Source organism: Brevibacillus jepli (genome assembly GCF_047229145.1).
Lineage (GTDB): Bacteria > Bacillota > Bacilli > Brevibacillales > Brevibacillaceae > Brevibacillus.
In genome coordinates, this window is sequence record NZ_JBFEFW010000024.1 from 1 (window position 1) to 20,672 (window position 20,672).

22 protein-coding genes and 2 pseudogenes are annotated in these 20,672 nt (G+C 47.1%); 14 read left to right on the forward strand and 10 right to left on the reverse strand.

Annotated features, from left to right (window positions below):
* Positions 1-609 precede the first annotated feature (609 nt).
* Positions 610-1,557: an ABC transporter substrate-binding protein gene (locus tag AB1L17_RS22575; protein WP_412846171.1), complete on the reverse strand. Its 948-nt coding sequence runs from the start codon at positions 1,555-1,557 to the stop codon at positions 610-612.
* A gap of 221 nt (positions 1,558-1,778) precedes the next feature.
* Here AB1L17_RS22575 and AB1L17_RS22580 point away from each other — a divergent pair.
* Positions 1,779-2,320 (forward strand): annotated as a pseudogene (locus AB1L17_RS22580) (RNA polymerase sigma factor).
* A complete protein-coding gene (locus AB1L17_RS22585; protein WP_412846170.1) occupies positions 2,304-3,686 on the forward strand; it encodes a hypothetical protein in 1,383 nt (460 codons plus the stop codon). The pseudogene AB1L17_RS22580 and the gene AB1L17_RS22585 overlap by 17 nt, the downstream one beginning before the upstream one ends.
* A 53-nt stretch (positions 3,687-3,739) precedes the next feature.
* Here AB1L17_RS22585 and AB1L17_RS22590 read toward each other — a convergent pair whose 3' ends face one another.
* Entirely contained in the window at positions 3,740-4,222 is a 483-nt protein-coding gene (locus tag AB1L17_RS22590; RefSeq protein ID WP_412846169.1) for a GyrI-like domain-containing protein, read from the reverse strand.
* A 134-nt stretch (positions 4,223-4,356) separates the two neighbouring features.
* Here AB1L17_RS22590 and AB1L17_RS22595 point away from each other — a divergent pair, with 134 nt between their 5' ends.
* The 4 genes and pseudogenes from AB1L17_RS22595 to AB1L17_RS22610 form a co-directional block, all read left to right on the forward strand.
* Positions 4,357-4,689, forward strand: coding sequence for a PadR family transcriptional regulator (locus tag AB1L17_RS22595; protein ID WP_412846168.1), 333 nt, complete (start codon positions 4,357-4,359; stop codon positions 4,687-4,689).
* Positions 4,686-5,987 (forward strand): FtsW/RodA/SpoVE family cell cycle protein, encoded by a 1,302-nt coding sequence (locus AB1L17_RS22600; RefSeq protein ID WP_412846167.1) that lies wholly within the window; start codon positions 4,686-4,688, stop codon positions 5,985-5,987. Before AB1L17_RS22595 ends, AB1L17_RS22600 begins: the two co-directional genes overlap by 4 nt.
* 80 nt (positions 5,988-6,067) lie before the next feature.
* Complete coding sequence (locus AB1L17_RS22605; protein ID WP_412846166.1) at positions 6,068-6,484, forward strand: VOC family protein; 417 nt, start codon at positions 6,068-6,070, stop codon at positions 6,482-6,484.
* A 247-nt stretch (positions 6,485-6,731) separates the two neighbouring features.
* Positions 6,732-6,980 (forward strand): annotated as a pseudogene (locus tag AB1L17_RS22610) (sensor domain-containing protein); the annotation flags it as partial.
* Positions 6,981-7,078: 98 nt separating this feature from the next.
* On the opposite strand, the gene AB1L17_RS22615 reads toward AB1L17_RS22610, so the two are convergent.
* Positions 7,079-7,459: a VOC family protein gene (locus AB1L17_RS22615; protein ID WP_412846165.1), complete on the reverse strand. Its 381-nt coding sequence runs from the start codon at positions 7,457-7,459 to the stop codon at positions 7,079-7,081.
* A gap of 158 nt (positions 7,460-7,617) precedes the next feature.
* On the opposite strand from AB1L17_RS22615, the gene AB1L17_RS22620 reads away from it, so the two are divergent.
* Complete coding sequence (locus AB1L17_RS22620; protein ID WP_412846164.1) at positions 7,618-9,348, forward strand: ABC transporter ATP-binding protein; 1,731 nt, start codon at positions 7,618-7,620, stop codon at positions 9,346-9,348.
* Position 9,349: 1 nt separating this feature from the next.
* On the forward strand, positions 9,350-11,191 hold the full coding sequence (locus tag AB1L17_RS22625) for an ABC transporter ATP-binding protein (RefSeq protein WP_412846163.1): 1,842 nt from the start codon (positions 9,350-9,352) through the stop codon (positions 11,189-11,191).
* 60 nt (positions 11,192-11,251) lie between these two features.
* Here AB1L17_RS22625 and AB1L17_RS22630 read toward each other — a convergent pair whose 3' ends face one another.
* The 3 genes from AB1L17_RS22630 to AB1L17_RS22640 all read right to left on the reverse strand — a co-directional run bounded on the left by AB1L17_RS22630 (position 11,252) and on the right by AB1L17_RS22640 (position 13,097).
* Positions 11,252-11,986 (reverse strand): class I SAM-dependent methyltransferase, encoded by a 735-nt coding sequence (locus AB1L17_RS22630; protein WP_412846161.1) that lies wholly within the window; start codon positions 11,984-11,986, stop codon positions 11,252-11,254.
* Between the two features lie 16 nt (positions 11,987-12,002).
* Complete coding sequence (locus AB1L17_RS22635) at positions 12,003-12,743, reverse strand: MBL fold metallo-hydrolase (protein WP_412846160.1); 741 nt, start codon at positions 12,741-12,743, stop codon at positions 12,003-12,005.
* 87 nt (positions 12,744-12,830) lie between these two features.
* Positions 12,831-13,097, reverse strand: coding sequence for a CD3324 family protein (locus AB1L17_RS22640; protein ID WP_412846159.1), 267 nt, complete (start codon positions 13,095-13,097; stop codon positions 12,831-12,833).
* Between the two features lie 270 nt (positions 13,098-13,367).
* On the opposite strand from AB1L17_RS22640, the gene AB1L17_RS22645 reads away from it, so the two are divergent.
* The 4 genes from AB1L17_RS22645 to AB1L17_RS22660 all read left to right on the forward strand — a co-directional run bounded on the left by AB1L17_RS22645 (position 13,368) and on the right by AB1L17_RS22660 (position 14,818).
* Complete coding sequence (locus AB1L17_RS22645; RefSeq protein WP_412846158.1) at positions 13,368-13,490, forward strand: hypothetical protein; 123 nt, start codon at positions 13,368-13,370, stop codon at positions 13,488-13,490.
* Between the two features lie 32 nt (positions 13,491-13,522).
* Entirely contained in the window at positions 13,523-13,672 is a 150-nt protein-coding gene (locus tag AB1L17_RS22650; protein WP_412846180.1) for a zinc ribbon domain-containing protein, read from the forward strand.
* A gap of 13 nt (positions 13,673-13,685) precedes the next feature.
* Positions 13,686-13,898, forward strand: a complete 213-nt coding sequence (locus AB1L17_RS22655) for a hypothetical protein (protein WP_412846157.1) — start codon at positions 13,686-13,688, stop codon at positions 13,896-13,898.
* 89 nt (positions 13,899-13,987) lie between these two features.
* Entirely contained in the window at positions 13,988-14,818 is an 831-nt protein-coding gene (locus AB1L17_RS22660; RefSeq protein WP_412846156.1) for a prohibitin family protein, read from the forward strand.
* Positions 14,819-14,867: 49 nt separating this feature from the next.
* On the opposite strand, the gene ahpF is transcribed toward AB1L17_RS22660, so the two are convergent.
* A complete protein-coding gene (gene ahpF / locus AB1L17_RS22665; protein WP_412846155.1) occupies positions 14,868-16,397 on the reverse strand; it encodes an alkyl hydroperoxide reductase subunit F in 1,530 nt (509 codons plus the stop codon).
* Positions 16,398-16,410: 13 nt separating this feature from the next.
* The gene (ahpC, locus tag AB1L17_RS22670; protein ID WP_412846154.1) at positions 16,411-16,974 is read right to left on the reverse strand and encodes an alkyl hydroperoxide reductase subunit C; all 564 of its coding nucleotides are present in this window, start codon (positions 16,972-16,974) and stop codon (positions 16,411-16,413) included.
* A 308-nt stretch (positions 16,975-17,282) separates the two neighbouring features.
* On the opposite strand from ahpC, the gene AB1L17_RS22675 reads away from it, so the two are divergent.
* Together AB1L17_RS22675 and AB1L17_RS22680 are read left to right on the forward strand one after the other, a co-directional pair.
* Positions 17,283-17,774 (forward strand): PH domain-containing protein, encoded by a 492-nt coding sequence (locus tag AB1L17_RS22675; RefSeq protein WP_412846153.1) that lies wholly within the window; start codon positions 17,283-17,285, stop codon positions 17,772-17,774.
* Between the two features lie 2 nt (positions 17,775-17,776).
* Entirely contained in the window at positions 17,777-19,300 is a 1,524-nt protein-coding gene (locus AB1L17_RS22680; RefSeq protein WP_412846179.1) for a PH domain-containing protein, read from the forward strand.
* Between the two features lie 42 nt (positions 19,301-19,342).
* On the opposite strand, the gene AB1L17_RS22685 is transcribed toward AB1L17_RS22680, so the two are convergent.
* Both AB1L17_RS22685 and AB1L17_RS22690 read right to left on the reverse strand, forming a co-directional pair.
* Positions 19,343-19,735 (reverse strand): VOC family protein, encoded by a 393-nt coding sequence (locus tag AB1L17_RS22685; RefSeq protein WP_412846152.1) that lies wholly within the window; start codon positions 19,733-19,735, stop codon positions 19,343-19,345.
* A 27-nt stretch (positions 19,736-19,762) separates the two neighbouring features.
* Positions 19,763-20,593 (reverse strand): MBL fold metallo-hydrolase, encoded by an 831-nt coding sequence (locus tag AB1L17_RS22690; RefSeq protein WP_412846151.1) that lies wholly within the window; start codon positions 20,591-20,593, stop codon positions 19,763-19,765.
* Positions 20,594-20,672 lie beyond the last annotated feature (79 nt).

Consider the following 20,672-nt stretch of genomic DNA (forward strand, 5'->3'; position numbering starts at 1 on the left):
GCTAATCCCTTCTCCGCTCGGTAGGACTCCACAAGTCGCTACGTCTGGAAATATTCTTCTCTGTCGTAACTGATTACATTCCTCAATCTTTTCAGGAATCGGCTAAAACGAAAAGCTCGTAGAGGAAACAGGAGAAATAAGCGAAGATCTTAGGGACACCGACCGAGACGGAATGCAAAAAGCGAAACACGTTCTTAAGCGTCCACCTCTGAGAAGCATCCTGAAAGGACCACTTTGGACGCGGTTTCGCTTTTTGCATGGAGTCGGGCAGTGAATCACCCTTGCGGGTGGCCCTAGAATCTGAGCGTTTTCTCCTGTTTCCTCCCCACCACTACAGCTGGACAAACGTCGGTTTTCCAAAAAATAAAACCGCCTCCATAAAGGAGACGGCATATATCGAGCTCGTTAGTTTTGAGGTGTTACCGATCATCACGTGCGACGCATCTACCTCCAGTATGAAGTTAGAAGCTTAAAGCAGTATGCGGTTTTCCTTACTCACTAGGTGATCGTGTAAATCATCCATGGCACATCGCCTCCGTAAAGGACTACAGCCTGATTGAAAACACACCACCGAGCTCGATGAGTATAGTATGAGCAAAGCTCATCTTTTTATTCGCTCATCTTTAGCATTTGTTTTCGTATCGCATTTAAAAACGATTGGTTGCTATAGGCCGTGCCACCAGCCAATCCTGGTTCAACGGCATTCATGTACATTTGACCTGCTTTGACTGCGCTTAGATTTTTCCATGCAGGTTGCTCTTGCAACTGCTTGAAAGCGGGTTGGTCTTCTTTGTTGACCATCACAAACAAGTAGTTGGGATCTTCTTTTGCCAAAGCATCCATTGAGAGCGCGGTACGCTCCTGCACATTTGCGACGACATTTGGGACAGGCAGGGCCAAGTCCGTATATAACAGGTAATTGTACCGTTCATCCTTTGGATAGACGTAGAAGGAGCCTTCTTGGAACCACAGTGTCAGCACTTTCTTTTCTGGAAGTGCGGCGAGCTTGTCGCGGAGTTCCTGTGCGTTTTGCTTCACTTTTCCTACGAAAGTATCCAAATTGGCATCTTTCCCACGAACATCAGCGAGCAGACGCAAGTTTTCTTGCCAATGAGCTCCGTTTGTAGAGACGGGAATGACGGATGCAGCGGTTTGCAATTTGGCCACGTCTTCCTTGGAGGTCTTGTCGGTTGTCATGATGACGTCAGGTTCGAGGGCAACCAGCTCATTTAGATTATCTGCAATATTATAAGGGAGATGCTTGGCATTTCTGATCATGGCTTGATATTCGGGCGGGAATTTGCCGTTTTTATCTGTAGTAGCTGCATACGGCGGCACTCCTAGCAGGAAGGAATCTTCATACGAGCTAGGAAAGCCGACATAGACGATTTCTTTTGTTCTGGCCGGAATTTGATAAGTATTGCCCAAGTATTCGATCGAACGAGTCGGATTGGTAGCCGTTGAATCGCCCGATGGTTGGCCCGATTGTCCACCATTGCCGCAGCCTGTCAGTACGAGCATAGCGGCAAGCGGAATGGCTAATAGCCGTTTAAACATACACGTCACTCCGTTCTTACTTCTTATGTGATCAGGAAAGATAGTAGGATCCATGTAAATTATAGGCTACCCGATCTATTCATCGCTGTTGCATTCCTGAACATTTTCAAACATTCTGCTGTAACCTTTTTCCTGTTCAAGACACTAATAGGTACAATAGAAAATTTTTAGCAAAAGTAAAGTCGCCAACCAGCCGACAGCAAGAGAATGGAGGAGCTTCTTTGTATGAGGAAATGAAACATCAGGTCATGGCCATCTATGAGCGGCATTATCATGATGTGTATCAATTTTTGCTGTACTTTACGGGCAATGAAAATGATGCGGAGGATTTGACGCAGGAGGTTTTTTGCGAGTGATTCGCTCACTCGAACGATTTGAAGAGCGATCTGATGTGAAAACATGGCTGTTTGCGATCGCGAAGCATACAGCGATGAATTACTATCGAAAACGCAAGTGGCAAAAGCTGTTGTCAGGCAACTGATTGTATGTCTTGATACCAGCCTCGGAAGGGAATCCGGCTCAGGAAGCGGAAAGCCGAGAGGACGAGCAGGATTTGATCGCTGCGATTAAGGGACTGCCACCGCATTACCGAATGGTTGTCATTCTGCGTGGCATTAAAGAATACAGCGTCAAAGAGACAGCGGACATACTGGGTTGTTCAGAATCAAACGTGAAAACGATGATGCACCGGGCATTGAAACAGTTGCATGGCAAGCTGACGCATGCGAAGAAGGGGGAGTTGTACAGTGGATTGGCAAAATGAACGAGATATGCTGGAACGGTTAGCGACTCTGCAAAAAAGTACACCCCCGCGCAAGGAGTTTATAGAGAGATTACGCACTGTGCTTGAACAAGAAACGAGCAGGGGTGGCAAGAAGAGAATGCTGCTAACCAATCCGTTGAAAGCAGCGGCGGCTGCGGTAGCTATCGCTTCGGTTTTTGGTATGTACATCATGGCAGGGATGGAGCAAAACGAAGGGGTAGACACACAGGTGACAGCGACAAGTGGTCAGCAGCTTCCTGCCCATCCTGTATACGAGCAGGCGAAGAAGCTACTGCAAGAATTGGCAGGACGTGATGCGAGTCAATATGCGGTAAACGGCATGCTGTCCAATACAGATACAGGTCTTGTCGTGATGAACAAGACGATAAACAACATTCCGGTTCTTGAAGACCAATACACGTTTACGATAGACAAGGCGGGCAGGCATCATAAAAAAGAGGTACAGACAAACGATACGACAGGCATGGTCTTTCCTGATCCCAAAAAGGCAATGCCAGTGAAGCAGGCTGAGCAAATATTTGGGCAAAGTGCCCGGCTCCTCTATTCAGAGGGGGAAGGGCGGTTGCAATACGAGTTTCCTTTTTCAGGTGACATCGATGCCATCACAGGAGAAATTTACCCCACGGAACGCTATCATCCCGATTACAGTCTCGTAGATATGCCGCCAATTTCGGTGAAACCAGGAGGAATAAAGCTGGTAGCTCCTGACATCGAAGAAGCAGATAGACTTTTTCGGGAGTGGGGATTCGAGCCTCCGCTTTCCTTCGGGGTTCATCAAGGCTCGGGCGTACATACGTACAAAGTAGAGACGCGAACCAAACAGAAAATAGAACTGACCGTGGAAACAGAGACAGGGGATATTCTCGAATATCGGTATGGAAATGTCCATGAGGAAAAGGAGAAGCTCCCTCATCCGAAGCTGGAAAACGTTCATGAAGCAGCAAAGCAGCTTCAGAAATACCTTCCTTTAGATACGAAAGAACTGCTACTCGGATCTGCTACTAGAGAAGGAAAAACCGAAACGTACCAATTCTTCAAGTCTCATCAGGGAGTCCCAATTATGGGAGGATATACTGTTCATTTTGATGTAGCTAGGAAAAAAGTAATCGGTATTATACCTCCGTATGCAGAGGAGGCTAAGCCGCTACCGGATAAAAGCAAAGCAATGTCAAGGGCAGCCGCGACCGACGTGTATGTAGCCCATCGTCCGCTTCGATTGGTCTACAAGCTGATGGAGAATCCAGCTACAGGGAAAATAGAACCGCGTCTCGTCTATCATATTTATTATCATGATACCCCGCTTTATATGGTAAACGCGCTGACAGGGGAGTGGCTAGATAGATAACATTGTAACAACAGCAAAACCAGGGACTACTTCCCTGGTTTTCGCTATGTCTCTTATTTGAAAAGCGGAACGTAAATATCAATCTCATTGTCTTGCTGGTCTGGCTTGTAGCGCTCGTCCCAATACTCAAAGTCAAATCCGGCATAATCATATCCCGATTCGCAGAGCCAAGACCCGTAAAGAAAACCATACGTATCGCCCAAGTTTATCTCAGGTCCCTTGTGTGTTACTTTTGCAAATGTCCCCGCCGGAATCGTGTGACTGACCATCCCTTCAGGAATATCGGCGAGGCTGGAAACTTGGACGCCAATAATGGTGGTAAAAGGATCTACCGATGCATCGAAGTCAGCTTTGTCAGGATAGAGTTGGATCAGATATTCACCTTCACCAGCCTGATTCTGAATCTCGCTTTTTCTGGCTCGCAAAGCTTCAGTCGTAGTAGCGGAGAGCTTCTGTCCCAAGTCTTCTGTCACATTCGCTATAAAAGTGAATCCAATCACGTGTGTTTCCTCGCGGGAGAGAATAGTTGGCTCCATGTCAAAACGTCCTTTCACGTAAGCTTACTATCACGTATATGTGTTGATCTTACAAGATTTGGATGATAGAATCTTATACATAGATTTATGATGTATTGTTAATCTAGGTATTTGCGATTAAATCGGGAGGCACTATGAAAATCAATAAGGAGCTATTAAAGGGCAGTACCGTGATCCTGATCTTGACGATGCTGGATCGCAGGGAAATGTACGGGTATGAGATTGCAAAAGCCATCGAGAAGGAGTCAAATGGTTTGTTTACGCTAAAAGAAGGGACCCTGTATCCGATCCTGCATGCGCTCGAAGCAGAGCGTTATGTGGAAGCGTACTGGGACGAGAAGGATGGCAGGAAGCGCAAGTATTACCGGATTACAGCAGAAGGTCGCGGCCAATTGAAGGAGAAGATGCACGAGTGGCATACGTTCCGCGATGGGATTGATCGGGTGCTAGGAGAGGGAAGAGCATGAAGCAGACAAATACACATCCATTAATCGCAGACTACCTTGATCAGGTGTGTCGACATGTTCGGGCTACAGAAATGCATCGTAGAATCCGGGATGAGCTGGAGAGTCATCTGCTTGATATAGTGGATGAGCAGTTGAACGAGGGCGTGGTAGAGGAGGAAGCGGTGCGACAAGCCATTTTGCAAATGGGCGAATCTGCTACAGTAGGGAAGCAACTGCATCGGATTTATAAGCCTAAGGTGGAGTGGAGGCTCTTCACATATGTAATGGCTTTTCTGGCGGTTGGTCTGTTTACGATGTATGGAATCCAGGTCAGTTATTTGGAGTCTAAACTAGATAGCTACTGGTTCTATGCCGTATTGGGAATCGGGCTGATGCTCGTGATTACCTTCACGGATTATCGCAAGCTTTTGCCGTATTCATTGCATGTGTACGTGCTGACAGTATTCGTGTTTTTGCTTGGAATTGCGTTCGGCAATACAATAAATGGAAGAGACTATATGTACATAGGTCGTAATATTGATTTTGCAGCGTTTGCCATGTATTCGCTTCTGATCAGTGTAGCAGGCATGCTGCTGACCAGGACGTGGCGATTCCGGGGTACAGCTTCCAAGCTGGTCGTATATGTTTTATTGCCCGCGACTCTCTTTTTCATGTCTGGCTGGCTTATGTACCTCATGCTGTATCTTTGCGGTTTCGTGATACTTCTTGCTTACACGAAATCCGCCAGGAAAGAAAAGCTCATCTTGCTGATTGCGGCTACTGTTGCTTTTGTCGTTCCTTTTTGGTTGGATGGCTTCTCTTTCGTGAAAATGCTTGGCTGGCTGCAACCGGCCAACGATCCGCAGGGGCACGGGTATTATTACATACAGACAATGGAAGTGATCCGTTCGGCGGGCTTTTGGGGAAATGGCTTCCATTCTCCTTTACCACAGCTGCCATTTATGGACTCTGATTTCAAGTTCGTGTATTTCATTCACAGGTATGGCTGGTTTGGCGGTATGTTGATTTTGCTAGCTGTTACCCTGTTTATGATGAGGCTGACTCGGGTCGTCAAGGAAGTGGACGAACCTTATGGCAAGCATCTTATTGCGAGCTTCGTTCCTTTATTCTCACTGTACTTCTTCTGGCCCATGCTGATGTCAGTGGGTATGCTGCCAATCACGTCACTGGAGATTCCATTTCTCAGCTATAGCAATATCGGAACGGCTCTGGCTCATTTTACTGCCCTCGGTCTCATTTTGAGTGTCCATCGGCACAGAAACTCGATTGGCAAGCCACACACCTTTATGGCAAAATAGCAATCCAGAAGAAGCCTCGCGTAATCGGGAATGATAGGATATAGACATCAAGGAAAAACAAACCCGAGGGGGAATCAGACATGGCAATGCAATCCAAACAAATTTTCGTCAATTTACCGGTGAAAGACCTTAACAAATCCATCGACTTTTTTACGGCAATCGGCTATGAATTTAACCCGCAATTTACGGATCAAAATGCAGCATGCCTGGTGATCGGCGAGAACATTTTTGCCATGCTGCTGGTTGAAGAGTTTTTCCAAACGTTTACGAAAAAAGAGCTGACGGATGCAACTAGAAGCACCGAGGTGATTGTCGCCTTGTCCGCTGACAGCAAAGAGCAAGTCGACGAGATCGTAAACAAAGCATTAGCCGCGGGCGCAACTCCATCGAAAGATCCTGTTGACCACGGCTTCATGTATAGCTGGAGCTTCCAGGATTTAGATGGCCATCTGTGGGAGTTCTTGTATATGGAACAAGGGGAAGCTCCACAGGAATAATCATTTGAGCAAAAGATATGAGGGCAAAAAGCATGGGGTCAAAGTGACGATCCCTGCTTTTTGCCCTTTTTGGTGTGCGATGTCATCGCCGCGAATGACAGTTCGTCAGCACCTTTTATGACAAAGAAATCGCACTCATCGTTGGCGTTGTGACATTTTGATACTACAGAATGTGACCGACAGAAAATTAAAATCAAGGAAGCTCAGCGAGATTGAGCAAAGATAAGGAAGATGGGGAGAGGCTCTGATGAAGAAAGATGCGGTTCAAAAAGGCTTTCAAGATTTTTTCTTTTTGTTGTTCACCTTCGGATCTGGATTGTTTTATTTATGCTTCTATTTAATTAGCATTACATTAGCGTTTGGGCTGATGGTTATCTTTGTTGGAATTCCGCTGCTGAAGATGGTGTTGCGAACAACGCACACGTTTGTCCAGTACGAGCGCATTCAGACGAAGGTTTTTACAGATATATCAATTGAGCCAATCGTGGTGGGTACACGCGGTCTATGTTCGAAGCGATTAGGGGATAGCCATACAGATAGACAGCCAAAAGCGTTGATAAGATGCTTTTGGCTGTTTTTGAATGGTTACAGACATTAGTACTGGCACATCCCAAGCGCATTCCCGTCTGGGTCAAAAAACGTCATCACCTTCGTCGATCCAAAGCCATCAATCGGCGTTACCTGCACCCCACGCTCTGTTAATAGCTGATGTGCCGCCTCAATATCCGCTGGGAAAAAATTGTAGTACTTGCCGACACCAAAATTGTTTTCGGGAAACTTCATTGGCTGATGGTTAGTCACACGAACTAGACAGATGACCGTAGAGGATTCTTCCGATATTCGCAGCGTGACAGCTTCCTCTTCCACATACAAAGGTTTGCAGCCAAGCTTTTCCTCATACCATTTTGCAGATGCACGCGGGTCTGTTACCGGAATAAAAACCCCTTCCATACCTTTTAACAACGATTGAGACATCTTTTCATCCTCCATTCAAGTAAAAATATTTCCATATGATTTCGACGTCTATAATAGGAAAAACCTGTAAGCCTCCAGCCTTTTATTTAGACAAACCATCGTGACATTTCGCTAGCTAAGCGTTATCGTGTACGTAGAAACACGGATGGGGTGAACGGATGCGCTTCTATCATACATACATAAAAAAATACGGCGTAATTGCCGGTATCTCTATGTTCTTTTTGGCGTTGGAGGCCGTCTGTGATCTTTTGCAGCCGACCATCTTGTCACGCATTATCGACATTGGAGTAGCACAACGGGATATGGACTACGTGCTAAAGACAGGTGGGCTGATGCTGCTCGTTACAGCGTTGGGGGCAGTCGCGGCTTCCATTCGCAATGTGCTGGCCACATACGTCTCGCAAAACTTCGGTGCGCAGCTGCGCGCAGATTTGTTTTCCAAGGTGCAATCGTTATCCTTTGAAAACTTGAACAAGTTCGACAGAGCCTCACTCGTGACACGCTTGACCAATGACGTCAATCAAGTGCAGATGTTTGTCAACGGCATGATGCGAATATTCGTCAAGGCACCATTGATGTGTATCGGTGGGTTATTCATGGCGACCCAATTGAATGTGGATTTGGCAGTGATTCTTGCAATCGTTGTTCCCGTTGTGGGTCTATTTATTTTCTTGAATATGAAAATCGGTTATCCGTTTTTTTTCAAGGTGCAGCAAGCACTCGACCGGGTCAACGGTGCGATGCGCGAGTATTTGTCTGGCGTCCGTGTCGTCAAGGCATTCAATCGCTTTGCTTTTGAGCGTGGCAAGTTTACACAGGCGAACGAAGAGCTGCAGTCAAAATCGGTATCGGCTACACGGGTGATGTCCATCTTTAGCCCAGCGATCATGTTGACGGTGAATCTCGGAATTGTCGCTGTCCTCTGGCTGGGTGGGCTAGGCGTTGAGCAAGGAAGCATCGAGGTAGGGCATATTATTGCCTTTACGAACTACATGACCCAAATCTTGTTTTCACTCATGATGATTTCTATGGTATTCAACATGTTCGTGCGCGCAAAAGCATCGGCGGGACGTATCGGGGAAGTATTTGCCGAGGAAAACAAAATGAGCTGGAAAGAGGATGCGCCTCACGAGCTTCCGGGCAAAAAAGGACGTATCGACTTCGAGCAGGTCAGTTTCTCCTATGAAGGAGGGGGCGGCCAGCCTGTTCTGAAGCAGATTTCGTTTACTTGTCTGCCGGGGGAAACTGTCGGGATAATTGGCTCGACAGGCTCTGGGAAAAGCAGTCTGGTTGGTTTGATCCCGCGGTTTTACGATGTAACGGAAGGGACGATTCGGGTAGATGGCGTAGATGTACGTGACATGGAGCCTAAGCGATTACGCGAAAAAATGGCGATCGTCCCGCAAAAAACCATGCTGTTTACAGGAACGGTGAAGGAAAACATTCGCTGGGGCAAGGCAGACGCGACATACGAGGAAGTCGAGCTTGCGGCGAGCATGGCTCAGGCTCACGAGTTCATCTCCGCCACTCCTGAAGGCTATGAGACACGTGTAGGGCAGGGAGGAGTCAACTTTTCTGGAGGACAGAAGCAGCGCATTTCCATAGCGAGAGCCTTGGTGAAAAAGCCGGAAATTCTCATTCTCGACGACAGTACCAGCGCAGTTGATGTGGCGACAGAAGAGAGGATTAAGGATGCGCTTCGATCCTATGCGGCAGGTCTCACCTGCATCTTGATCGCACAGCGGATTACGTCCGTCATGGATGCTGATAAAATCATCGTGCTCGACAACGGAGAAATTACTGGCATGGGTACCCATGACGCGTTGCTTGCCTCCTGCCAGGTATACCAGGAAATCTATCAGTCACAAATCGGTCGGGAGGTGAAGTAGGGTGAGCCAACAGAAGCAACAACCTGTCTTTTCACCAAGACCTGGCCGGGGCTTCGGGCATGGGGCAGCCAGAGGTCCAGTGAGCAAGCCCAAAAATTTTTCAGGTACGCTAAAAAGGCTCTGGCAAGCTTTTGGCAAAGAAAAAAAGCTGCTGCCGCTTGTATTTGTCATCGTATTTGTCGATGCGCTGCTCATGCTGTCTGCGCCTTATTTGATCGGAAAATCGATTGATGCGATGACAGGTGGCGAAGAGGCTTTCAGCTTTTTGTCGATCATTATTCTTGCCTTACTCAGCTCGTACATCCTGGATGGGGCACTGACGTTTTTGCAGAGCTGGCTGATGGCTGGCATATCCCAGCGGATCGTAACGAATCTGAGGCAAGCGCTTTTTGACAAGCTGCAGAAGCTGCCGATTGCTTATTTCGATTCGCGTACGCACGGGGAGCTGATGAGCAGGCTTACGAATGATATCGACAATGTCAGCAGCTCGATCTCTCAATCGACGACACAGTTAATGTCAGGGGCGATCGTACTCCTCGGTTCGCTGGTCATGATGCTCATCTTGTCTCCTATCTTGACCCTCGCTTGCCTGATCACCGTGCCGCTCGTGTTCCTGCTCACACGCACGATTGCCAAAAGAACCAGCGTGCTGTTCAAAAATCAGCAGATGGAGCTGGGCAAGCTGAACGGGCACATTGAAGAGACGATTTCTGGCATTCAGGTCGTGCAGGCTTTCAACTACGAGCAAAAAGCAATCGAAGACTTCACGACGATCAATGACAGGCTATGCAAGGTAGGGATGAATGCACAAGTCTGGACGGGCTTTCTCATGCCGATTATGAACGTGATCAACAACCTCGGCTTTGCCATGGTGGCGATTGTCGGAGGCGTGCTTGCTGTAAAAGGATTGATCACAGTCGGGGTCATCGCGAGCTTCCTCAGTTATTCCCGACAGTTTGTCCGTCCGCTGAATGACCTCGCGAACATTTTTAACGTGCTTCAATCCGGTGTTGCAGGAGCGGAGCGGGTATTTGAGGTGTTGGATGAGCGTGAGGAGCCGCTGGATTCCCCGAATGCGACTGTGCTTGCACAGCCCAAGGGGCAAGTCGTTTTCGATCAGGTCAGCTTCGGCTATCGAGCAGATCAACTGATTTTGAAAAATATCAGCTTCGAGGCTCAGGCAGGGAGTACCATCGCGTTAGTCGGACCGACGGGTGCAGGTAAAACGACCATTGTGAATTTGCTCACGCGATTTTACGATGTGACCTCAGGAACGATTTATTTGGACGGAAAAGACATCCGAGAATATACGCGGGACAGCTTGCGGCGGAGCTTTGGCTTTGTTCTGCAGGATACGTATTTGTTCGCAGGTACGATCAAGGAAAATATTATGTACGGCAAGCCGGATGCGACAGATACAGAGGTTGTAGCCGCAGCGAAAATGGCGAATGCGGACGTGTTCATCAATCGGTTGCCGATGCGCTATGATACGATGTTGACGGAAAATGGAGGCAATCTGAGTCAGGGACAGCGCCAGCTTTTGGCGATTGCCCGTGTCATCCTCGCGAAGCCGTCGCTGCTCATTCTTGACGAAGCGACAAGCAGTATCGACACACGGACAGAGCTGAATATCCAGGATGCGCTTCTTACCATTATGGAGGGGCGTACGAGCTTTGTAATTGCGCATAGGCTGGGTACGATTCGGGATGCAGATACGATTATGGTTGTGGATCGGGGAGAGATCGTGGAAAAAGGCAGTCACGATGAACTCATCCAGCAGCAAGGCACCTATTATCAGTTGTTTTACAACCAGTTCAAAAATCTGGAGGCTGCTGGAGAATAACAGAGCACCCCGTCCACGCTCGGAGATGGCGTGGGAGACGGGGTGCTTTTCTGTCTGTTTTCATGCTTGTTTGCTGGCGGCGATCAACAAGAAAATCGGCCGACGGACTTCGTCACGCATTCCGGGTATATCCAGCATTTCTTCAGGAGGACCGGGTTCAGCGACTTTTGCTATTTGAAATCCTGCGGCAATCAGATCGTTCATATAGGTCGAAAACGTTCGGTGATACTTTACGACTTCATTCTCTAGAAAGTTGGTATGCCGGATGCCTTCCTGCTGATAGTTGTCCACCGGCCAGTGCAATCGTTCGCCTTGTGGTCCGTAATGCCAGTCCTGTGCAGCCAGAGCGGTGAATACGGGATGCTCCACGGAGAAAACGAAGGAACCTCCGGGAGCAAGACAGTGATGGACACGCTGGCACAGCAAGTCAAAGCGCTCCACATAATGGATGGCCAGGGAGCTGATAACAACGTCGAATTCCTCAGAGGCAAAATCAATATCTTCAATCGCAAAACGGATATACTCGATAGCGGGATCAGAAGTAGCCTCTCTGGCACGAGCCAGCATGTTTTCGGAAAGGTCTACTCCGACAACGGAACGGGCCTGTTGCTCACGCGCGTACCGGCAATGCCAGCCGAAGCCACAACCAAGATCGAGTACTTTTTTGTCATGGAGGGGAGGCAGCAGCTCCCGAAACACGTGCCATTCTCCGGCAGCGCTCAATCCCTCAATGGAACGAGCCATCTGACTGTATTGGGAGAAAAAACCTTGCTCATCGTATTTGTTCTGTTTCATCCGCGCGAAAACCTCCTCAGGTCGGGGTGTAGGCTTGGAGCAGTTCCCGGAGCGCTTGCTTGATATCTCCCTGAAACAACCCACCGTGATAGCAAATCAACTGCTCGATGTCGTAATCGAGCAAGTAGCGGACGGAGCGTATCGCTTCCTGCATGTCTATTGTATAGGACGGATTGGCGATTTCGAGTCTGCCGTTTTCGATCACAACCGCATCTCCGGCGATCAGCGTTTTGTTTGCGATCAGATACAACGAAATATGTCCAGGCATGTGTCCGGGTGTATGAATGATCTCGATGCCTCCGCACCAAGGCAGGTGTTCATGATTCGTTACAGTTCGATCAACTTCGGCTGACTCGATGGACTGCAAAAAGCGAATAAATTGTTCGGCTTGTTGCTTTTCATCCGATGACAGAAGGTCCAGTGTTGCTTGCGCCTGTTCCAATCGCAAAGATGTTTTTTGCCCGGAAATGTACGGTGCTTCGGATTCGTAGGCGATAATTTCGAGGTGCGGGTAAGCACGTTTTAACGCTGCCAAAGAACCTATATGATCCATATCGTGATGCGACACAATAACCTTCGTAAGAGCGCCGAGAGTAAGCTGCTGCTTGTGCGCTGTCTCCTGAATCAGTGGCAAAAAGTCCGGATAACCACAGTCCACAAGTATCATTTCATGCTCATCCTGCAGCAGCACAGGGGTAATGACCTGTTGTATCCCGTTGTACATAAACGAGATATCGAGGAAATGAATCTGATTCATACGTTGTTCCTCCTGATTGACTGACTGAACTTAAAAAGGAGTGTAACGCAAGAATGATGAAGACACACGGTCAACGTTTGCTCTGTCTCATTTATGTCCACGAATGATTCGCCGAATACTGTGCTCGGTCAAGTAATGCTTCTGGGCCAGCGCTTTAACAGAAGCCCCTTCGCGATACGCCTGCCAAATAACCTGATTCCGTTCGGTAAGCCACTGCTTTGTGCCTGTGGATGCGCCCCATTGCCTTTTGTTTTCGTGGTGGATCGGGATGTACAGATAGCATCCTTGTACATAATGCTGAATTTGCCGCAGCAGATCACCTGGCAATAGGTTTTGTGCATTTTTGTATTTCATATGCTTTGCTCCTGTCTATATAGCGTGATGTGCGTATATAGATGAGCAAAGAGATCCTCAACTCAATATGGGGAAGGCTCTGAACCAAGAGAAAGGGGAGCTCTTTGCTCAGAGCCGAAATCGGCTCTTCGTACATAAGGGTCTAGCATATGATCATCTCCTTCTTGACTCTATAGTAGTGAGAAAGCGGAGTTCCTTCAACATTCTTCTTTGTCTTATTTTCCAAATAAAGGGTATGATGAAGGGGCTATGGCAATCGAATGAGTTGAGGTGGTAGGATGTTGGGAGCATGCGGAATATGCAACGAAAATCTGGATCAAAACAACCAGTGCAGGTGTACAAGGCAAGGGAGAGCTTCGTCAGATCGTAACAGTGGACGAAGAGGATGTATAAAATGCGGGGGCACGCGTACAACTGTGACACAGATGTCAGCTACAGGCGGTGGCTTATCACGCATGTTGAATGTTCAGTACCAGGTATATGATGTGATCAGTTGTGTGAATTGCGGTTACAGTGAGATGTATAAACGAGATTCTTCGTCAACAATGAATATTGTAGATTTGTTTTTCGGATAGGAGATGCAATGACATGAGTCTTGGCGGTTTTCAGAGCGGCTTTTCCGCCCGCAAAGTTCCTCGTTCCGAGGTACGCTGGGGACAGTTTTTAATATGCAATCACGGTTGTGAGGAAGTCATCCAGTTGATTTCGCATGTATCTGGTGAAGTCGAATTTGAGCTGTGCAAAATTGAGGCAGAGCGCATGGCGCATGTTCTTTTAGAAGCTTCAAAAGCAAATAGCTAATGTTTTGTATTTTTCGTAAATTTCTAGAAACTTACAGTCCATTCCCTCGTATAAATGAATGAGCATATATAGATAGAGGGAGGACGAGTATGAGCGACAAAAATGTTGTAAAAATGAGTCCCTTTCAAGCCGGAGGAAAGCTGATCGCAACGATTGTGATACTGGTCGTGTTGGTCTTGCTTGGCACGCAATCTTTTACGATTATTTCCGCAGGGCATAGCGGAGTTGTGCTGCAACTGGGAGCGGTACAGCCAAAAGTGCTGCAAGAGGGCATGCATTTTAAAATTCCGTTCATCCAGACTGTAGTGCCGATGGAAGTGCGAGTGCAAAAATCAGAAATGAGCCAGACTTCCGCTTCGCGTGACCTGCAAACCGTATCCACGACGATTGCCGTTAACCATCATTTGGATGCTGAAAATGTCAACAAGCTGTATCAGCAGGTGGGCTTGGAGTACAATAGCCGAATTGTCGATCCCGCCATCGCGGAAGCATTTAAGGCGGTTACGGCTCAATACACGGCAGAAGAACTGGTCTCCAAGCGTTCTGAGGTGAGCCAAAAGGTAAAAGAAGTTCTGCATAAAAAGCTGTCGACCTATAACATCATCCTCGACGAAATCAATATTCGCGAGTTTACCTTTAGTGATGAATTCAACCGCGCCATTGAATCCAAGCAGGTGGCCGAGCAGCAAGCGCTCAAATCAAAGCTGGACCTGGAGCGAATCAAGATTGAGAAAGAGCAGGAAATTACGAGAGCGGAGGCACAAGCACAAGCGTTGCGCCTGCAAAAGCAAGAGGTTACGCCCGAGCTGATTCAGCTCAGACAAATTGAGGCGCAGCTCGAAGCGATCCGCAAATGGGATGGCAAGCTGCCGAGTGTAACAGGGGGAGCTACTCCGTTTATCAACGTGGGTAACCAATAATAAGAAGAATGAAAGAAGCCACTCCCATGATGAGGAGTGGCTTTGGCTTTTAGTTGCGGATGAGATAATCGAAAGCGCCTAGTGCCGCAGTAGCACCAGATCCCATCGAAATGATGATCTGCTTATAAGCACTATTCGTGCAATCACCAGCAGCGAAAACACCAGGGATGTTTGTAGAACCATGGCTGTCTACCACGATCTCACCAAAGCGAGTGCGTTCAATCGTGTCGCCCAACCAATCCGTATTCGGTACAAGACCGATTTGTACAAACACACCTTGCAATTCAACGTGCTTGGTTTCGCCTGTTTCACGATCGATATAAGAAATGCCGTTCACCTTGTCAGTTCCCGTAATTTCTTTCGTTTGAACGTTCTTCAGGACAGTCACATTCGGCAGACTGTATAGACGATCTTGCAATACCGCGTCAGCTTTGAGCTCTGGCGAGAATTCCAGAACGGTTACATGCTTCACGATACCTGCGAGATCAATCGCTGCCTCCACACCTGAATTACCGCCACCGACAACGGCGACATCCTTGCCTGTGAACAAAGGACCATCACAATGAGGGCAATAGGCTACACCCTTGTTCTTGAACTCTGCTTCACCTGGTACACCCAGATTCCGCCAACGAGCACCTGTAGACAAGATGACTGTCTTACTCTTCAGGACAGCACCGTTTTCGAGCTCAATTTCGATCAGATCCTTCTTCTCTAAACGCTTGGCACGTTGCAGCTTCATGACATCTACGCCATACTCTTTCACTTGCTTCTCAAGGTTAGCTGCGAGATGAGGACCTTCAATGTATTTCACACTGATAAAGTTCTCAATACCCAACGTGTCATTGACCTGACCACCAAGACGTTCAGCGACGAGACCTGTCCGGATTCCTTTACGTGCTGCATAAATCGCCGCACTTGCACCTGCTGGGCCACCGCCCACAACAAGTACATCATAAGGATCTTTATTGTCAAATTCAGAAGCGTCCGGAGCAGAGCCCAGCTTGGCAAGAATTTCTTCGACGGTCATACGACCGCTTTCGAAAAATTCGCCGTTGAGGAAAACGCTTGGCACAGCCATTACGTTTTTGCTCTCTACTTCTTCCTTGAAGACCGCACCATCAATCATCGTATGAGTAATACCAGGATTGAAGATACTCATCAAGTTCAGAGCTTGGACAACATCTGGACAATTATGGCAACTCAGGCTGATATAAGATTCAAACTTATATTCACCGCGAATGTCTTTGATTTGATCAATGACACTTTGCTCAACCTTTGGAGCTCTTCCGCTAACTTGCAAGAGAGCCAATACCAATGAAGTAAATTCGTGACCGAGTGGTGTACCGGCAAAGACTACACCCGTATCTTCACCGACACGATTTACGCTAAAACTAGGTGTTCGAGATAATTGTGCTTTCTCTACACTAATCTTCAGAGACATGCTGGCAAGCTCATCAATCAGTGCAAGCATCTCGGAAGATGCCTCATCGGAGCCTGCACTGACTTTGAGCACAATATCGCCTTCCAAGAGCTCGAGATATTGTTCTAGTTGCGCTTTTATTTCTTGGTCGAGGGCCATTTTATATCACACCTTAAATTTTGCCTACGAGATCAAGGCTTGGTTTCAGTGTTTTGCCACCTTCTTGCCATTTTGCTGGGCAAACTTCACCTGGATTGTTGCGAACATATTGAGCAGCTTTGATTTTGTTGATCAGAGCACTTGCATCACGGCCAATACCGCCAGCAGTAATCTCAACTGTTTGGATAACACCATCTGGGTCAATGATGAAAGTACCGCGATCTGCAAGACCTTCTGCTTCGATCAATACATCGAAGTTACGGGAGACCACATGGGAAGGGTCACCGATCATGATGTACTCAACTTTGCCGATTGCTTCAGAGCTTGCATGCCAAGCTTTGTGAGTGAAATGAGTATCTGTAGAAACGGAGTACACTTCAACACCGAGTTCTTTCAAAGTTGCATATTGGTTTTGCAGGTCTTCCAGCTCAGTAGGGCAAACGAAAGTAAAGTCTGCTGGGTAGAAGCAAACTACGCTCCATTGGCCTTTGAAGTTTGCTTCTGTAACCTCGAGGAATTTACCTTTTTGGAATGCTTGCGCTTTAAAAGGGAGTACTTCAGTTCCGATGAGTGACATAGTGATAGCTCCTTTATTGGTTATTTGTATAGTACATATCCAGAGCATGCGTAACGAGCCATGCTTGAATATAATTTACAATGATTATTATTTAATAAATGATTCAGTAAGTCAAGTTTTTTATAATGATTATAATGTGATAATTTTTACAAGGCGTTTTCTCCATTATTTAGTATGATTCGAACGGCATAAGAGTATTCGCTTGCCGCATGAAAAATTGATGATTCGTCCACAGAAACCGGGTGGATTGTTTTACGTATGAACTAGATAGTGAATGGATTGTGTAATAACGATACAGGAGTGATGATATGCCATCGTCAATCAGCGCACCGCAAAAATGCTTGTCCAAGGATGCGTTCAAGGTACAGCTTATAACAGAGGGGATTACGGCTGTGATCGGATTCGTTATTTTGGCCGTTCTCTATTATCTAGATCATTATTTTGCCTGGAAGGAATGGATTGGATGGGTGCTGCATGGACTACTGGTCATCGGTGTGATCGCGACAATCTGGTCATTCATCGAGCCGTACTTTTTATATAAAAGCTGGCGGTATGATATCGATGAAGATTTCTTGCAAATGAAATTCGGGGTGATCTCCGAGAGACATTTCCTTGTCCCCATGACCAAAATCCAGGCAGTCTCAACCAAGCAAGGACCGATTTTACGAAAGTACGGACTGTACACGATTTCGATAAGAACCATGGGCTCCTCACATGAGATTCCAGGGCTCCCGGGGGATGTCGCTTCTCAATTACGAGAACAAATTGCCCAATATGCAAAATTAAAGGAAGTGGAGTAGTGATGGATGCGAAGCGGTACCATCCACTAAATATCCTTTTTGATCTTAGCAAGCAAGTGAAAAATTTGTTTTTTCCTGCACTGATTCTGTTTGTGTTCAACTATGACTCGACTACTGCATTCGTTACGTACGGAAGAATGGTTTTTTACATCTATGTAGGAGGGATGCTGGTCTACCTGGTTTTGAGATGGTTATCGTATAAGTTCAAGCTGGATGATACTTCCTTCCATCTGTACGAAGGAATTTTTACGAAGACCAAGCAAACGATTCCTTTTACCAAAATTCAAAACGTCAATCGACATACGACGCTGCTTCATCGGATGTTTCAAGTGACCTCCATCCGGTTTGAGACAGGGATGACTGGGGACGACTCTGCTGTAGAATTCGCGGTGATTACCCCGCAAGAAGCGGATCGAATCGAGGAGTACACGAAACACGCAGTGCAGGCAGAGAGAGTGCCTGAACAGCCAGCACATGAAGCGAGCGAAGGAGAGACGTTTTCTCACGAGGAAATCAGGACGCAGTTAACCACTCCTGAGCGAATCATTCATTTTACGCCAACGAAAAAAGAGATTATGAAGGCGTCCTTCACTTCTCTCAGCTTCCTCGGGATCATTACGTTACTCGTATGGGCGTACTTCAAGCTCATCGAATTTATCGACGTGGAGGAGCAGGTAGAAGGAATCTTCTCCCTCATTTGGAGCTCATGGACACTGATCACGCTGACAGCCATTGGACTGCTCGCACTATCAATCGTTTTCGGTATGGTCACGACTTATATTCGTTACGGAAAATATGAGATTTCGTCTGATCATGAGCGAATCTATATTGCCAAGGGAGTCATTGAAGAGACAACCTTTTCGATCTCAAAAGAGCGAGTCCAAGGGATAAAAATCAAGCAATCCTTGTTAAAGCGTCTGTTAGGTCTTGCAGAAGTTAAGCTGACGGTCGTTGGAGGCGAGAGTGATACTGATACGGATAAGCAGGATGTGAGCTCACTCTATCCATTTTTACCGGTAAAACGTGCGTATGAGATGGTTTCTGAAATTTTGCCTGCTTATGAAGTAACGGCAGAAATGACGAGCCTTCCAAAAAAGTCACTATGGATTCGCTTGGTAAGATCGAGCTGGATATGGATCATTGCCACAGGTGCTCTCTATTATTTCAAGCCGAATATATGGGGATGGGAGCAAGCATGGTGGATCATCTCGATTGCATTGACCATAGTCGTAGTTACACTAGAAGTGCTTGAATTCTACAATACGAGCTACACACTGAAGAATAACTTTATCCAAATGCAAACCGGGCACCTTACGACCACGTTATTCATTTCGAAACGAGAAAAAATTATTGAAGTCAACGTAAAAAGAGGCTTCCTACAAAAACTGCTAGGTCTAGCCTCTATCAAAACGGTCAATCGAGCCAAACCAGTGAATCATAAAGGAATAACAGATGTGCCGATTGAGCTGGCTGAAGGGTTTTATCAGTGGTATATGGGACGTAGAAAAGAGATCAAGGTAGAATAGAAGAAGAGGGGGCGTAGAAGGAAAAGGTAAAATCTTTTCCCTCTACGTTCTTGTGCTTTCAAACAGCTCCAGCCACTCGCCATCTGGACCTGTGAAGAACATGTAACGCGAGCCGTTCGGCAATGTGGTGATTTCCTGATCAATAAAGGTGACATCCAGTTGCTTCAAGCGGTCGATCTCCGCTTCGAGGTTGTCCACAGCAAACGCCAGGTGATGAACCTTGCCCTCTACTGGCAGCGAATCGTTATAGCCGAAAATGAGCTCCAGTTCTGTCTCTGTGCTTTCTAGAAATCCGAGAAAAGCCAGTGTAATGACGCCGTTGGTATGTGCGAGCTTTCCTTTTAGCTCCATCCCAATGACTTCGGTGTAGAAGGCAATAGAGGCCTCCAAATCTTTTACCATTAAGCCCACATGCTCTAGCTTTTTGATCGCCATATCGCTTCAATCCCTTTCCCAGTAAGGCTATCCTTCCAGTATACTATCCGATGCTTGAAAAGGAAGATGTGCGGCAAGAACAGATGTGACGATATGCAGTGAGTCAAACTCCCCTGAGGAAGCCGCGATGATTGGCGGGCTGGAGGTAAACAGTTGAACGTTTATTTCATGAGAGGACAGCCCTTGGCTATGCAGATGCAGGATTTCACCAGACAAATTCTCCAAATGCGCGAGCTTTCGTTGCAAGAGTGTTTTCCCGTCTGGATGGTATCCGGAATGGGCGCAAAAGATCGACTGGAAATCACAAGCAAGCAGCGTACGAAGGGAATTCATCAAGATGGGGATCGATTCTTCCCGTAAAATGACCTTCGTTTTCACGCCCATAAAAAGATCGCCGCAGAACAAGCGACCTGTCCTTTCATCCAGCAAGGCGATATGGTCATGCGCATGGCCGGGCGTATAAAGTACCTTCCATTCAATCGAGCGAGACGGATGGATGTCACCCAAAGGCTGGGCCACAAACGGATCGCGAATCCCCCACGTTAGCTTGCGGTAGAAAGGGTACTGTGCTTTTTGGGCGCAAATTTCCACGCCTTTTTCGTGGATGAACAGAGGAACCTGCTTGTGCTGGGCAAGCCACGAGGCGGTACCGACATGGTCTTCATGGCTGTGCGTCAGTACGACGGAATCAAACGATACTTCCTGAAACCTGGGAATGAGGGCACGCTCGAGCACTTTCGGGCCAGTATCCACCAGCATGCCATCCGCAACATACACATAGATCGCCGATTCCCAATCCCCTACGCGAACAATCCCTTCCAGACACGCCACATCTTCATGGTGATGAATGTGAATCATACCGCCCACCTCCCATAGTGATAAAATCATTATACTATTGAATGAGTATTCAGTCATTTTTATAATTCAACCTGCACCG